Raw genomic sequence first — 14,501 nt, forward strand, 5'->3', positions numbered from 1 at the left:
AATCGATTTTATGCACTGTTTTTATTCATTTAATCCGTTAAGATGATAAACACATTCACATCGAGGAGAGCGATATGTTAACTGTAATTTTTGGCCGTGAAGGCTGCCCTTTTTGCGTTCGTGCTAAAGACGTTGCTGAGAAACTAGCAAATGAGCGTGACGATTTTAAATACCGTTACATCGACATTATCAAAGAAGGTATCAGTAAAGCTGATTTAGAGCAGTCTGCAGGCAAACCCTGCCCAACCGTACCACAGATTTTTATTGACCAAGCCCACATTGGTGGCTTCACTGAATTTGAGGCATACGCAAAAGAAAATTTAGGGTTATATCAATAAATTGTAAACATGGTTGATTTTGGCACTTTTGGACTGATTAAATTATGACCAACATCAACCACATACAAATTAGTTGTAATTTATACAAGCAATTGCCTTGTATTTCCTATACAATGCGCGCCTCTTTAAATTCGTTGAGGCGTATTAATGTCAGAACCAGTCACGTTTGAATCTCTAAATCTTTCTCCTGCAATCCTTAAAGCAGTTGAAGAGTTGGGTTACAAGACTCCATCTGAAATCCAAGCTCAATGTATACCGTTATTGCTAGAAAGAAAGGACGTACTGGGACTAGCGCAAACGGGTACAGGTAAAACAGCAGCATTTGCACTGCCGTTACTAAATAATATTGACCCGTCTGTAAAACAGCCACAGATCCTTGTTTTAACGCCTACGCGTGAACTTGCGATCCAAGTAGCTGAGGCATTCGAACAATATGCTAAGCATACTCGTGGAGTTGAAGTTTTAGCCCTATATGGCGGCCAAAGCTACAGCATCCAATTAAGTGCACTTCGTCGTGGCGCGCAAATTATTGTTGCAACGCCAGGTCGCTTAATCGACCACATTAACCGTGGTACCATCAAGTTTGAGAGCTTACAAGCGCTTGTTCTTGATGAAGCAGACGAAATGTTACGCATGGGCTTTATCGATGATGTTGAAAGCATCATGGAAAAAACACCGCGTGAAAAGCAAACATGCCTTTTCTCTGCGACCATGCCTAAGCAAATCCAAAATATCAGTAGCAAATACATGAATGAGCCTGAGCAAGTTCATATCTCTGCTCGTAACTCAACTGTATCTACTGTTGAGCAAGTATTTTGGAATGCACATGTACATAAAAACAAAGCTATCGTTCGCTTCTTAGAAGCTGAACAATACGATGGTGCAATTGTTTTCGTACGTACACGTAACGACACTGTACAGTTAGCTGAATTACTTGAGCGCGAAGGTTTCTCTGCGGCACCACTTAATGGTGACATGAACCAACAAGCACGTGAGCGCACAGTAGACCGTTTGAAAAACGGCCTAGTTGATATCGTTATTGCAACAGACGTTGCTGCACGTGGTCTTGATGTAGACCGTTTAAGCTTAGTAATCAACTACGATATTCCACAAGACTCAGAAGCCTACGTTCACCGTATTGGGCGTACTGGTCGTGCGGGTCGTACAGGTAAAGCGATTCTTTTCGTAAAACATAACGAGCGTTATTTACTTAAAAATATCATTCGTCATACGAAGTCAGAGATCGCACAAGTTGATTTACCAACAGCAAAAGTAGTTGAAGAAAAACGTATTAAAGCGCTTCAAGATAAACTCACTATTGCACTTGAAAACAAAGATATCACCTTCTTTAATCAAGTGGCCGCTAACATGGCTGAAAAACTTGAACTAAGCTTTGAAGATTTAGCTGGTGCGCTACTTTGTTTGGCACAGCAACAATCACCGATCAAAGTTGAAGAAGTTAAAGTTCAACCGCGTGGTGAGCGTAGCGAACGTAGCGATCGTCGTCGTAACGAACGTGGTGATCGTGGCGACCGTGCTGGACGTGAGCGTAAACCTCGTGAGCCGCGTGAACGCAACAGCCGTAGTATGGGTCCTATGGACACTTACCGTATCGAAGTCGGTCGTGAGCACGGTGTACAAGTTAAGAACATTGTAGGCGCGATTGCTAACGAAGCTGATATTTCAAGCAAGTTCATTGGTGATATCCGCTTACACGACAGTCACAGTACTGTGCAATTACCACAGAACATGCCAAAAGATGTGCTTGATCACTTCCAAAAGGTATTTATCTGTAAACGTCCTATGAATATGACGCTAACGCAAGACCAAGGTCCTGCGGCTCCTCGCTCTGAACGCCCAAGCGGTGATCGTGGTGACAAAAAGCGCAGCTTCAAAGACAAAGATCGTGGTGAAAAACGTGGCGGCCCACGTAAAGAGCGCCGTCCAGTGAGCTTCACATCGAACTAATAGAGCAGTAAGCTTTAAGTAAAAACCTTGTCATGAAAGTGACAAGGTTTTTTTGTTTTTAGCGCTGTAAATTTTTTAGATCCATAGCGTTACAGCAGTAAATATCAGCCATACACCATCCCTCATTTATTGCTCGTAATAGTGTGTAATGTTTAATGATGAGTTTCTCAGCTATAAAGTTTGTGGAATAAGGAATACATCTTTATTCAAACTAATACTCAGCAAACTTAAATGGAGATTTATCATGTCAAATACACTTACTATACTACCGAATCCAAAAACAATCCTAGTTGCTAACACTACTCCTGCGAATACAACTGCGCTTGCATCAACTGAAGCGGAGACGTGGCAGATCTCGGAAAAGAAAGGGACTATTTCAGGTGTCGGTGTAACAGTATCTGGAGCTGGTGCTTGGGCTAAAATGTCTGGTTCTTTTGATTTTTCGATAGTAAACCTAGAAAGCTCTCGTACATATCAAAAAATGGTTTCTGAATACAATATATCAGGTGGCGTTAGTGGCTTTTGGGGATGGCTTGGTTTCGGTGCAAATGCCGAAACACACAAAGAGGAAATCAAAGAAGCAATGCAAGAGCTTAGTCAACAGCAAAAAGTCGATGGCTCCGTGGATGTTGACCTTATGGTCACTGGTTTGATCCCTGGCTTTGAAGTAAGTGCAACAGCATATATTCTGGTGCTACAGATTCAAAGCTCATCAGGTGCCACATATAGTATTGCTTCATCAACAAGCCCTTCGACAGATGTTGGCGCACAAGATCAAAACCAGCAAAACCTGCCTACTTCAAATAATAATTCAACTATCAGTCTATAAATATCACATCTAAGATCATCAAAGTACTATGCTTTGATGATCTTAGATTTATCCAGACAAACAGGTAGTTAAGGAGAGAACATGAAGCTATTAACTGCTCTAATACTTATTTTAATCACTTTAGCTTTTAAGGCTAACCCAGCGGTGATATCAGCTATAAATGATAACTTAAACTCTAGCGTATGGACTGATAACTTTAAAATTAATTTAGCTTTTACTGACACTAGCTATGAAATACAAGAAACGAGCGTTACACCCTCTCCATTTGTGATCAATAAACAAGATAACCTTGTTTTCTCTACTTTTACCAGTTTGAATGATGAATCAGAAATAATTATTAAAGATACTACTGGGGACGGTCTGCCAGACATACGTATAACAAATATTCTCGATAAAAATGGCGCTGTTTTATCTACATCTATCGAAAAAATAATAATTAGCTATGAAAAATAAATTTAATTTAAATAATAAAGGCCTCACCATTTTCATGATGAGGCCTCTCTTTTAAAAAATCACATCTTAGTTACTATGGCACTACAGCTGGGTATACATAACTCGACTGTAAGCCAAGTGGGATGCCTAAGCCCCAATACGCCAGTAAGAAGATGCTCCAACCGATTAAGAATGCAATTGAATAAGGCAGCATCATCGCAATAAGTGTGCCGATACCAGTATCCTTAACATACTTTTGGCAGTAAACCACCACCAGCGGGAAGTAAGGCATCAGTGGGGTGATGATATTAGAGCTTGAGTCACCTACCCTATAAGCCGCTTGTGAAAGGTCAGGGGAAATTCCTAACTGCATCAGCATGGGTACAAAAATTGGCCCTAATAACGCCCACTTTGCAGAACTTGAACCTACGAACAAGTTTACAAATGCTGTTAAAAAGATAATACCAATCACTGTGACAGAGCTAGGTAATGCCATCGCTTTAAGTAATTGCGCCCCTTCAATAGCAAGTAATGCCCCTAGGTTTGATTTACTAAATGCCGCAATAAATAGCGCACAGAAAAATGCCATAACAATATAGTAAGCCATGCTACCCATAGCCTTACTCATTGCATCTATCATATCTTTTGAGCTTTTAAACGTACCAACCACAAAGCCATATACTGCACCTGGGATCCAGAACAATAAGAAGATGAGCGGCACAATAGATTGCATTAAAGGCGAGCGGAAGTTAGTTAATGAACCATCTGGGCTACGTAGAGCAGAATCAGCAGGGGCAGATACAAACCATAGTAAAGCCAGACCTGCAATCATTACAGAACTGGCAATATAAAACGCACGTTTTTCGTCGCTACGCGCTTCATCAAACGCTGGTAAGTCTTCAGTGTCACCATCAAGTGGGGTATTTTGCAAACGCGGTTCAATGATTTTATCTGTGATGTACCAACCTAATAAGATAATAAATAAGCTTGAAGCTGAGGTGAAAAACCAGTTATTAAGTGGGTTAATCGCCATATCAGGGTTAATAATTTGCGCCGCGCTTTGCGTAAAGCTTTGCAGTAACGGGTCAATGCCTGATGGAATAAAGTTTGCGCTAAAGCCGCCACTAACCCCAGCAAACGCGGCAGCAATACCAGCTAGCGGGTGACGCCCCATGGCATAAAAAATAACCCCAGCAAGCGGAATAACTAACACATAGCCAGCGTCCGTAGCAGTATGGCTGACTATCGCTACTAAGATAATCGACGGGGTTAAAAGCTGCTTAGGGGTTACCTTTAGCATTAACTTTAAACCCGTATTGATAAAGCCTGAATGTTCAGCGACCCCGACACCTAACATAGCAACAAGCACTACACCTAAAGGGGCGAAACCTGTGAAGGTTTTTACCATTGATGATAAAAAAGTAGCTAAGGAGTCACCCGCTAAAAGGTTATGTACAACGATAGCCTCGCCTGTACGTGGGTCAATAGCGTCAAATGTCATGCCTGAAAACAGCCATGACAATAACCAAATAAGTAGCATAGCTACTAAGAAGATTATGGCTGGATCAGGAAGTTTGTTCCCAACCCTTTCTATTGTATTTAAAAAACGTGCAATTGCACCACTTTGTGCCTGCAAATTATTATTGTTATTCATTTTTTTATTCCCTAGAAAAACGTCTTGCTAACCTTATCGTATCTCTACAACAAGGTAAATTTTAAGTTAATAAAATTACCTTTATTAGGTAAACGGATTATATAAAAAAGCGGCAAAAAAGCCGCTCATATTCTTTTGATAGACACTTATTAAGCCAGTGACTTCACTTCATCCCAAAGGCGAACCACTAATGCTTTATCATCTTCATTAAGCTCACCATTGCGATACGCCTTTACGAGGCTTGACTCTACTTGGCTATTTAGTTCTTCAGTCGTCAGGTTAAGCTCTTCAACTTGGGCATAACCAACGGCTAAATCAAAGTGGCCACGTAAATAACCACCAGCAAAAAGCTCGTCGTCGGTTGCTTTATCAACCAAATCATCAAAATATTGCTGCGCTGCATCAATATAACTTACTAAACTCATTGTTATTTCTCCTCTGGGTGCAGCCCTTCTTGATGACCCACTGCATACATAATATGGTCATTGAACCCTGTGGTTACACGAATATAACCACTTAATTCATCGTCTAATTCACTATCACCTGTATCGGCAATCAGTGGTCGGCCATTTAAAGCCTGTAATTTGGTTTTAGTCGCCACTACAATAATATTATCGCGACCAATCGCACGAATAAGTGCAGGGCTTAGTTGTTGGTTGCCACGGCCAAAAATATGCCCTTGTCCACCAATTAAGGTGATCACCAACTTGGTTTCTTTACCTTCTGTGAGCTCAAGTAATTGCTGTGCTGTTAAATCCTTAGCGACAAGTTCTTGGTCTGCCACTAAGTCAACACCTAATAAGGTATTTTCAAGACCCATCTCTTCCATTATTGCAGCCACGGTTGAACCACTGCCCATCACATATAAGCAGTCTTCATCCATTTCACTGACAACATAAGCAGCAATATCCGCAAGCACTAACTCATCAGTTTCTTTGCCGCCATTTTTAACCGCTTGTACATAACGCACTTCACTAGGTACTTGCATTTCACCATAGCGCTTAGCTTTTACCATGCCTTCACGAAATGCGTCTTCATCAATATCCATTACATCAGCATCGCCAAGGCTAACAAGCTCACCTTTAACGAGCATTTCAACAACGCGCCCCGCAGCTTTAGGGGTAATAGCATAAACGCCAGAATGTATTTTACAGCCTGCTGGAATACCTAACACAGGGGTGCTATCGCCAACCGCATGACAAATATTGCGGGCCGTACCATCGCCCCCTGCGAATAAAATAAGGTCGACACCTTGCTCAACTAATAACTTGGCAGCCTGCTCAGTATCATCGGGTGTTGTGATATCTTTTGTTTGATAAACCACTTGAGTATTAAAGCCTAGCTGACTTGCCGTTTGCTCGCCCATTTCACCGTTTACAGTGTAAATAGTGAGTGCATCTTGATGAGTTAGAAGAACTTCAAGGGCTGCACGGGTGCGTAAATTAGCTTTGGGCTCTGCACCGAGTTGTATCGCTTTTGCTGCCGTATCTGCCCCATCACTGCCCTTCAGTGCCACACTGCCTCCTAAGCCGGCAACAGGGTTAACAATCAGACCTAATTTAAACTGCATTAGATAAAGCTCCTTGGTTGCCATGAAAATCACGCTGCCACGTAAACTGTGCAGCCGTTAATGGCCATGGGGTTTTATAAAAATCACTCAATGCTTTGAGTAGCGCTGTCGTGCGCTGATTAAAGCCAGATGCTAAAAAGCTCAACACTTGCTGGTGAACCCGCGCTTGAAAATCAAATCGGCAGGTCTGTTCACCATTTAAATTATCAACCGAGACATTAAAAGCAAACCCCGCAGCCACACTTAGCGCCCATTCAATAGCTTGAGGCTTTACTTCAACCGCTTCAAATTCAGCTTGCTGCTGTTTATCACGACCGTCAGGGCAATACCAATAACCATAATCTTCTTTTAATCGTCGTGCTTCACCGGCCACCAGCCAATGGGCTATTTCATGTAAGGCACTGGCATAAAAACCATGGGCAAACACGATTTGGTGATAAGGTGTTTGCTGATCAGCAGGCAGGTAAATAGGTTCATCTTCGCCCTTTATCAAACGCGTGTTATGGCTTTGATAAAAGGTGCTTTCAAAAATAGCGATTAAATCGGCAATATGGTGCATACAGGCTGAATTCGTCTCGTCAAAAGGGTTAAAATAACACGCTAAAAACGAGCCGAATTGTACGGACTTTTAGGGTCAAAGTAAAAGCTATAGGTACTTTGTTAGATCGACCTCATCAATTTGTGCAGGGTTCAAGTACCGTTTTGCATAGTTCAAGTAAATTCCGGAGCGTAAAAACAGTGTGAAAACATCACGGTCTACATGTTGCTCATCCACCATATTCGCCAATATATCGATTGCAACACTCAAGGGTTTGGCTTTTTTATAGGGCCGGTCTGCGGCTGTAAGCGCTTCAAAAATATCCGCAAGAACCAACACACGCTCTGGAATAGATAAGTTATCAGCAGTTAATTTACGCGGATACCCTGTGCCAATTAATGTCTCATGGTGAGTTGATGCGTAACGGGGTACTCTAGCAAGCTCATCGGGAAACGGCACATTATCAAGCATACGAATAGTACTTATAATATGTTCATTAATTTTAAAGCGATCTTCTGTTGTTAGCGTGCCACGTGTAATTTTTAAATTATACAATTCACCTAGGTTGTATTTGTATTCAGGAATCGTCACTTTAATACCTAAGCGCTCATCGTATTCTATTGGCTTATCATGGGGTATTAGGTGCTCTGCTTTATCACTTAATAGTTTCTCTGTTGCAGGGAGTTGTTCATCAGTATTACTATGACGAATTTCCTCCACCGGTGACAACCCTAATCTGTCATCAAAATACCGCAGCCACGTGATATTGCTTAACTTCTCTAGCCGCTCAAGGCTCGCTTCATCCATAAACTCACCACCTACATTACAGGATGCTATGAATGAAAAATCTTTTTGTAACTGAGACTGTTTTTCTTTGAGCTGTGACTTTAATTGCCCTTCTTTTTCTGGCGCTCGGCGTGCAGCTTGTAAATAGTCAATTTCAGCATCTCGCCATAACACTTCAAAGCGGGTTCTTATTTCATGAATTCGGTTATAGATAGTTTCGAGCTTTGTCCCTTTATCGACAATATGCTCTGGCGTGGTAATTTTTCCGCAGTCATGAAGCCAAGCTGCTAGACTAAATTCTCTAAACTCATCATCGTTTTTAAATTCAAAGTCTTTAAATGCTTGCTCATTTGAGCTTGACGCAGCCTTTGCAAGCATGATTCCAAGTTCAGGAACCCGCTCACAGTGACCGGCGGTATACGGGGACTTATCGTCGATAGCTTGCGCTATTAACTCGATAAATGATTCCATTAACGCTTTTTGATTTTGTTCATGTTGTTGAATTGATTGGCTCATTTCGACCATCGAAGACGCCAAGTTATGAATTTCTTTAATGTTACTTTTTAAAGTAGAGACTTGATCAAACTGGCGTTTTTTTATTTTTAAGTTCTCACCTTCCAGTGTTTTAATTGGTCCGACAATCGGTGAAGCAAAAAACCACGAAACAGGTAGCACCATAATTAAACAAGCGGCTGTAATGAAAGTAGAAAGCTTAATTTTCTCATGTGTAGAACTAAGCACTCCCTCTTTGGGTACCGCAATTGCCAAAAAGTCACCATTTTTGATATTGGCAGATAAAGGGGTTATATAAACATATTTTTCAATGCCATTTAATGTCATAAGCCTAAGTTTGGAAAACTGATCACTCTGCTCAAGTAGCGTCAAAAGCTTTGGGTAAGGTACTGTTCCTACGACCTTTGAAGTAACATGCAACTCATTTGACAACCACTTATTATGTAAGGCTGTTAAGTACTCACTAGGTAAACGCTTAATTGCCAAATCGATTAAACCTTTAAGCTCGGCATCTTCAGGGTGAAATAATAGGTGTAATGTGTCAGGTAATAAATCATGGCTAAAAGCATCCAAATAGTTGTATTGAATGCCTTTAATAAAAAATTGCTTTTGCGTGTATTTAAACACGGCTTCGTTATCGAGCCCTGCAAAAACTTTCCCTTGACTAACGGCATCTAACACGGCTTTGGTACTTGCAAGTTCAATAATTTCGATATCTGGAAAGTGTTTTTTTATGACCTCTATCACCGACCACCCTTCCCCTATCGCTAGCTTCATACCTGCTAACTGTTTCATACTTAAAATGGGCAGCTCCCCCTCTTTAGTTATGATACTAAATGGCAAGGTTGTTATGGGCTCACTCATCAACCCCAGCGCTTCATTAGTTGGTGTTTTGAAGATAGGCTGAATAATATCAATCTCATTATTGGCAAATTGCTGTAAAAACTCTGACCATGCGTAACCATTGATATATGTCACTTTTAAGCCCAGCATCTCAGCAATCCCATTAATATAATCAATGCTATAGCCTTTGGGTGTCCCGCCAACACTAAAATCAAGTGGTGGCCAATTCGTCTCGTTTGATACCGTTAGGTAGGGGTATTTATTCAACACAGCTTGTTGGTATTCGCTCAAAGTAAGCTGTGTTAATGTGGGTAACTGAAGATTATTTTTTTGCTGGTTAGAGGCTACAATCTCCCCTTCTTTATTGTAAATATACAACTCGGTTAAGTACTTGCTGCTAATATTTTTTTGCTGACGAGCCAAGTATTCCGAAATACTCGACAAACTCACATCTAGTGCTAATACACTTTTTTGATCCGCTGATTTTATAGAATAGGTTTGCCCAGGCGCTTGCAAATGTGTGAAAAAATAAGGCTTCGTTTTACTGACATGGGTTGAATTCGCGTTTTTAAACCAGATCCGCTCACGAGGGTCATAATTAGTTGCTTTACTTTGTGAAATACGCAAATTAAATTGTTCATCAAGGTAATGAGTTTGGTGGGTTCGGGCCTCTCCCTCCCCTTTAATGTGTATCACTACCCAACGATCTGCTTCTATCGCCTGAAGCTGCTGACGAACGATATTGCTACTTTCTAAATTAATAAGCTCATAAAAATCTCCATTCTCATAACCAACATACATGGCATAAAGTTGAGGATTTAGCTGCATTATCTCGCTCATTACATTTCGTAATTCACTTTTGTCGATTTTATTCGATGTAACAAGGGTACTATTTTGAATCATTACACTTAACGTGTTTTCGGACTTTTCATTAATCCTTGTGAGATAACCTGCCACTGAGTCTGTGGTTAAATTGAAGTGTTTTACACTCGCCTCTAATGCCATTTTTTCGCTAAAATAGTATTGCAAGCTGATTGCAATAATTGCTGTTAGTGAGGTTGCAAGCACAAATACAGCCACAACAGTTAAACGAATAGAGAAACGGATTTTTTCTTTTAATTTATAAAAAGCAGCTACCAGCACCTATGCAACTCCCTGCTATGCTAAATTCGTAATTATTAACTTGTATATCTTTTATACACCAATGATTAAGTATTACAAATAGAAAGCTACAAAATTTATGCTCACAGCAAAAAGCAATGCAGTCTTTCAATAAGGCTATTAATTAGTTCATTTAAATAGCAGGGCAATAACAAAATATAGGTAACTACTTTTCACTTTAATTAAATAAGCTCCTCGCCAGCTTCATCACATTCAACAATATCTGTTTCTGCCAATGCCTTAGCAACCCATGTTTGCAAGATTGGGCACGCAAGTACATGCTGGCAATAAGCTTGTGCTGCACTCGAAAGCTCAGTCTGGTACGTTTTAAAGCGCAGCACCACAGGTGCAAACATCGCATCAACAATAGAAAAATCACCAAATAACCACGCATTAGGGTAACTTTGCTGCTGAGCCGAAAATATCTCATCCATGCGCGTAATGTCTTTTCTAGCTTGTTCTGATAACTCAATATGCCTTTTAGCACGAATATTCATAGGCATTTCATTACGAAGTGCAGCAAAGCCAGAGTGCATCTCGGCAGCTAAGCTCCGCGCTTTTGCTCTTTGGGCTATGTCACTAGGCCAAGCAGCACCATTTAGATAAGCATCATTGATGTATTCACAAATTGCGAACGAATCCCACACGATTAAACTGCTATCTATAAGAGCCGGTACTTTTTGCACTGGAAACTTCCTTTTTAGCGCTTCATAAAATTCAGGGGTATCTAAGACTAGTTGCTTTTCTACAAACGAGACATTGAATTTACTCAGTAAATACCACGCTCTAAGTGACCAAGTTGAGTAATTTTTATTGCCAATAAATAATTGCATTATACGTCCTTTAACGAGTAGATTAAGTTCACTATAAAGTAGCGAGCGGTTAATTACTCGCCAATAGTTTTTATACAACCTATAAGAAAAGCTGATACATGATGGATATTGATGCCCTTAGAACTTTTTGTGCCTTTGTTGATACGGGAAGTTTTACCCGCGCCGCAGCACAAATTTGTAGAACTCAATCTGCGGTGAGTATGCAAATGAAAAAGCTTGAACAAGATTTAGCAAGTCCACTCTTTGAAAAACAAGGGCGCCAACTGGTGCTAACCCAGCAAGGCCACCAGCTTGCAAGTTATGCAAAGCAACTGATCACACTTCATGATGAGGCGTTTAAGCAATTAAAAGCAGGCACAGGTAATTTACGTGTGCGCATTGGCTGTCCTGATGACTATGCCCATTCTTTACTACCAGAGCTTGTTGATGCTCTGCACCAACAATTTAATGCGCTTGATTTACAGATAAGCTGCGCCCCAAGCACTGAGCTTAGAGCCAAGCTCGACCAAGGCATGCTGGATTTAGTAATTGCCACTCGCTCACCTGACAGCGAAGAAGGTTACTTATTACAATCAAGCCAAGGTGTGTGGGTGAAAAGCCCTGCTTTTGAGATTAACGATTCAACACCACTTCCAATCGCCTTGTTTCAACGAGACTGTAAGTTTCACCAAGCCAGTATTGAGGGTCTATTAAAAGCCGAGCGTCGTTTTAATATTGTTGCTTGTTGTGGCTCTGTGGGTGCGTTACATGGCCTAATTGAACAAGGCCTCGCCATTGGGAGTATGGCGCGAGTAAGTGTGCAAGGGAGTGTGGAAGAAATCAGCGATGGCTCGCTGCCAACCCTTCCTATGGTTGATATTGTGCTACTGTATGGTAATCATGCCCACAACCCTGTTCGCCATGAACAGTTAAAGCAGATTGTGGAGTTGATTAGGGAATAAATAAGCATAATAAACTACTGGAGTTTAACCAATTTGCGAGTTCTAATTGGTTCTGTAAGATATAAAAACTCACTTAAATCATGAGCACTGTTGATCAGCATATGCTGCTTAGGTTGTGCTAATTGCCAACGTTCAGTTTTGGCAGTTGCTAAATCAATACGCTGAAAGCTGACTTTATCAGCATACTCCATGGTAACGGCTAATTGCTGGTTACTTACAGATATACCAATGATGTCATTGTTAGCTGCTTGCCAAACAGTCTCTATATCGCCACGGCTATTAACTCGAAACACTTCGTTACTGTTCGAAAAGTAAATCTGATCTTGCTCATCTAAATCCATACCATAGCAACTTAAGCGTTTCCCTGAGCCTGTAAATGGTGTCAAAGTTAGACTTGTTAAATCAAATTTAGCCGGGTGAAATGTCTGTCCATCCTCTGCGCGATAAGAAACCAGAATTGCGTTTTCATAATGATACATTTCTCTTAAATAAAAAGAGTGATTACCATGAGGAATTGATTCATAAGTGCCACTGCTTAAATCAATTTTAAATAATGTATCTTTACTTGCAGTGTAAACCTGTTGAGCATCTTGGCTCCAAACTATGCCAAATAACTCATGGTTATCAGGGTTTGAAAAAATACGTGTTTGCTTACCATTGTCGTATAAAAATAATTGTTTTAATCCAAAACGATGTGACTCAAATACAAATTGAGTAGAATCTGGCGAAAACACGGGAAGAAAGTCGATTGATGAGGTATCAACGAGTTTGGTCAGAGTGTCTGGTTTAGCGCGTGTTTGGCTGACAATATCCACATCAACATTTACTAACTCCATCAAAATAGCTTCAGCGTTTGATGTGTACTGTGCATCACGAATTATTTGATAATTATTAAATGGAATTAGCTGTAGCTCACCATCAAGGTCTAAGTGAATAAGCTGATTGCGTTGACTAATTAATAACGCTTGATTATTTGGGTGCCAGCTTAAGCCTTGAATACCATCTTCTATGACAGTAATGGTTTGTGATTTTCTATTGGTAAGGTCAAGTACATCAATACGGTATTTGTTTTGCCCTGCTTCAATGCCTAATGCGATTTTACTACCATCTTTAGATAACGCACTCACAAGTAACCAATCTTGTTGTGCTGCTGTTACTAAGCGTGTCTTTTGTTTAGTGTTTAAATCCAGTGAGACAAGTCGAGTATCGTTGTTTTGTTTCTCTTTTTCTATGTAATAGAGTAGCTTATCAGCTCCCCAATCTATGTGATGACTGGTTAATATGCTGTCACTAAAAACACTCACTGTCGTTTGCTCTAATGGCAGAAATTTTGATAAATCTATGCTTAAGGTGTTGAGTGATTGTGTTTGGTCTACGGTTTTTACAAACGCGATCGCATTATCGGAGGTAGACCACCCCAACGCGTAGTAGCTTGCGGCATCTTCAGTCAGCCTCACCTCTCGCTCTGTTAAGAGCTCTTTAATCCAAATATGTTGGCTCTCTTTATCGCCTCGCACAAAAGCGAGGTACTTACCACTATGTGAAAGTGATAAGTTAGCTTCATTTAGTTCACTCGAAGTGAGTGGCATTAACTGGTTAAAGTGAGTATTTACTTTCTTTTGAGGTATTAGCTGCCAAGCAATAACAACAAAACTAATTAGCAGAACAACTAAAAATGGCAAAAATTGCGCTTTTAGTGTTTTTGCTTGCCCGTCTGTTACTTTTTCAAGGCTATAACCGCGCTTAGGGTGTGTAATTATAAACTGCGGATTTTTGGCATCTTCTTGGAGTGCTTTTCTCAGCAATGCGATACAACGCTGTACCGAACTTGGGTTATAGGTAGCATTAGGCCACACTTTTGCAAAGATTACTTCTTGGCTTACCACTTCACCCTTATTTAAATAAAGAGTATGTAATACATCCATGACCTTTGGCTCGACTATTTGCTCATAATCTTGCGATGAAATTAAACATCGACTCTCATCAATTGCAAATTTGCCGATTCGATAACGCGCCACTTACTTCTCCAATAAATATTTACGAATCAAAGATTAAGGTTTTCTTAAGAGAAACTCAAGGGTTACTCCATTGTCAC

Annotated in this window: 12 protein-coding genes; 5 read left to right on the top strand and 7 right to left on the bottom strand. The window is 40.5% G+C overall.

Features of this window, described 5'->3' with window-relative positions; all coding sequences use genetic code 11:
* Positions 1-74 precede the first annotated feature (74 nt).
* The 4 genes from L3Q70_RS11290 (at position 75) to L3Q70_RS11305 (ending at position 3,588) form a co-directional block, all read left to right on the top strand.
* Complete coding sequence (locus L3Q70_RS11290; RefSeq protein WP_062569816.1) at positions 75-338, top strand: GrxA family glutaredoxin; 264 nt, start codon at positions 75-77, stop codon at positions 336-338.
* A gap of 147 nt (positions 339-485) precedes the next feature.
* Positions 486-2,306: a DEAD/DEAH box helicase gene (locus L3Q70_RS11295; RefSeq protein ID WP_062569815.1), complete on the top strand. Its 1,821-nt coding sequence runs from the start codon at positions 486-488 to the stop codon at positions 2,304-2,306.
* 244 nt (positions 2,307-2,550) lie between these two features.
* Positions 2,551-3,135 carry a hypothetical protein gene (locus tag L3Q70_RS11300; RefSeq protein WP_209438188.1) on the top strand — a complete coding sequence of 195 codons (585 nt, stop codon included), beginning with the start codon at positions 2,551-2,553 and terminating at the stop codon, positions 3,133-3,135.
* 81 nt (positions 3,136-3,216) lie between these two features.
* On the top strand, positions 3,217-3,588 hold the full coding sequence (locus L3Q70_RS11305) for a hypothetical protein (RefSeq protein ID WP_062569814.1): 372 nt from the start codon (positions 3,217-3,219) through the stop codon (positions 3,586-3,588).
* Positions 3,589-3,661: 73 nt separating this feature from the next.
* Here L3Q70_RS11305 and L3Q70_RS11310 read toward each other — a convergent pair whose 3' ends face one another.
* The 6 genes from L3Q70_RS11310 to L3Q70_RS11335 form a co-directional block, all read right to left on the bottom strand.
* The gene (locus L3Q70_RS11310; protein WP_237114284.1) at positions 3,662-5,221 is read right to left on the bottom strand and encodes an AbgT family transporter; all 1,560 of its coding nucleotides are present in this window, start codon (positions 5,219-5,221) and stop codon (positions 3,662-3,664) included.
* 149 nt (positions 5,222-5,370) lie between these two features.
* Positions 5,371-5,646 carry a YfcL family protein gene (locus tag L3Q70_RS11315; protein WP_062569812.1) on the bottom strand — a complete coding sequence of 92 codons (276 nt, stop codon included), beginning with the start codon at positions 5,644-5,646 and terminating at the stop codon, positions 5,371-5,373.
* A 2-nt stretch (positions 5,647-5,648) separates the two neighbouring features.
* A complete protein-coding gene (locus tag L3Q70_RS11320; RefSeq protein WP_237114285.1) occupies positions 5,649-6,791 on the bottom strand; it encodes an ATP-NAD kinase family protein in 1,143 nt (380 codons plus the stop codon).
* A complete protein-coding gene (locus tag L3Q70_RS11325; RefSeq protein ID WP_237114286.1) occupies positions 6,781-7,350 on the bottom strand; it encodes an elongation factor P hydroxylase in 570 nt (189 codons plus the stop codon). Before L3Q70_RS11325 ends, L3Q70_RS11320 begins: the two co-directional genes overlap by 11 nt.
* A gap of 87 nt (positions 7,351-7,437) precedes the next feature.
* Positions 7,438-10,614, bottom strand: a complete 3,177-nt coding sequence (locus L3Q70_RS11330; protein WP_062569809.1) for an HD domain-containing phosphohydrolase — start codon at positions 10,612-10,614, stop codon at positions 7,438-7,440.
* A 200-nt stretch (positions 10,615-10,814) separates the two neighbouring features.
* Complete coding sequence (locus L3Q70_RS11335; protein WP_062569808.1) at positions 10,815-11,465, bottom strand: glutathione S-transferase family protein; 651 nt, start codon at positions 11,463-11,465, stop codon at positions 10,815-10,817.
* A 98-nt stretch (positions 11,466-11,563) separates the two neighbouring features.
* Here L3Q70_RS11335 and L3Q70_RS11340 point away from each other — a divergent pair, with 98 nt between their 5' ends.
* Positions 11,564-12,406, top strand: coding sequence for a LysR family transcriptional regulator (locus L3Q70_RS11340; RefSeq protein WP_338053567.1), 843 nt, complete (start codon positions 11,564-11,566; stop codon positions 12,404-12,406).
* A 14-nt stretch (positions 12,407-12,420) separates the two neighbouring features.
* Here L3Q70_RS11340 and L3Q70_RS11345 read toward each other — a convergent pair whose 3' ends face one another.
* Positions 12,421-14,424, bottom strand: a complete 2,004-nt coding sequence (locus L3Q70_RS11345; RefSeq protein ID WP_157066213.1) for a winged helix-turn-helix domain-containing protein — start codon at positions 14,422-14,424, stop codon at positions 12,421-12,423.
* Between the last annotated feature and the right edge of the window lie 77 nt (positions 14,425-14,501).

It is taken from the genome of Pseudoalteromonas sp. CF6-2, from assembly GCF_021729425.1.
In the GTDB taxonomy this organism is placed as follows: domain Bacteria; phylum Pseudomonadota; class Gammaproteobacteria; order Enterobacterales; family Alteromonadaceae; genus Pseudoalteromonas; species Pseudoalteromonas arabiensis.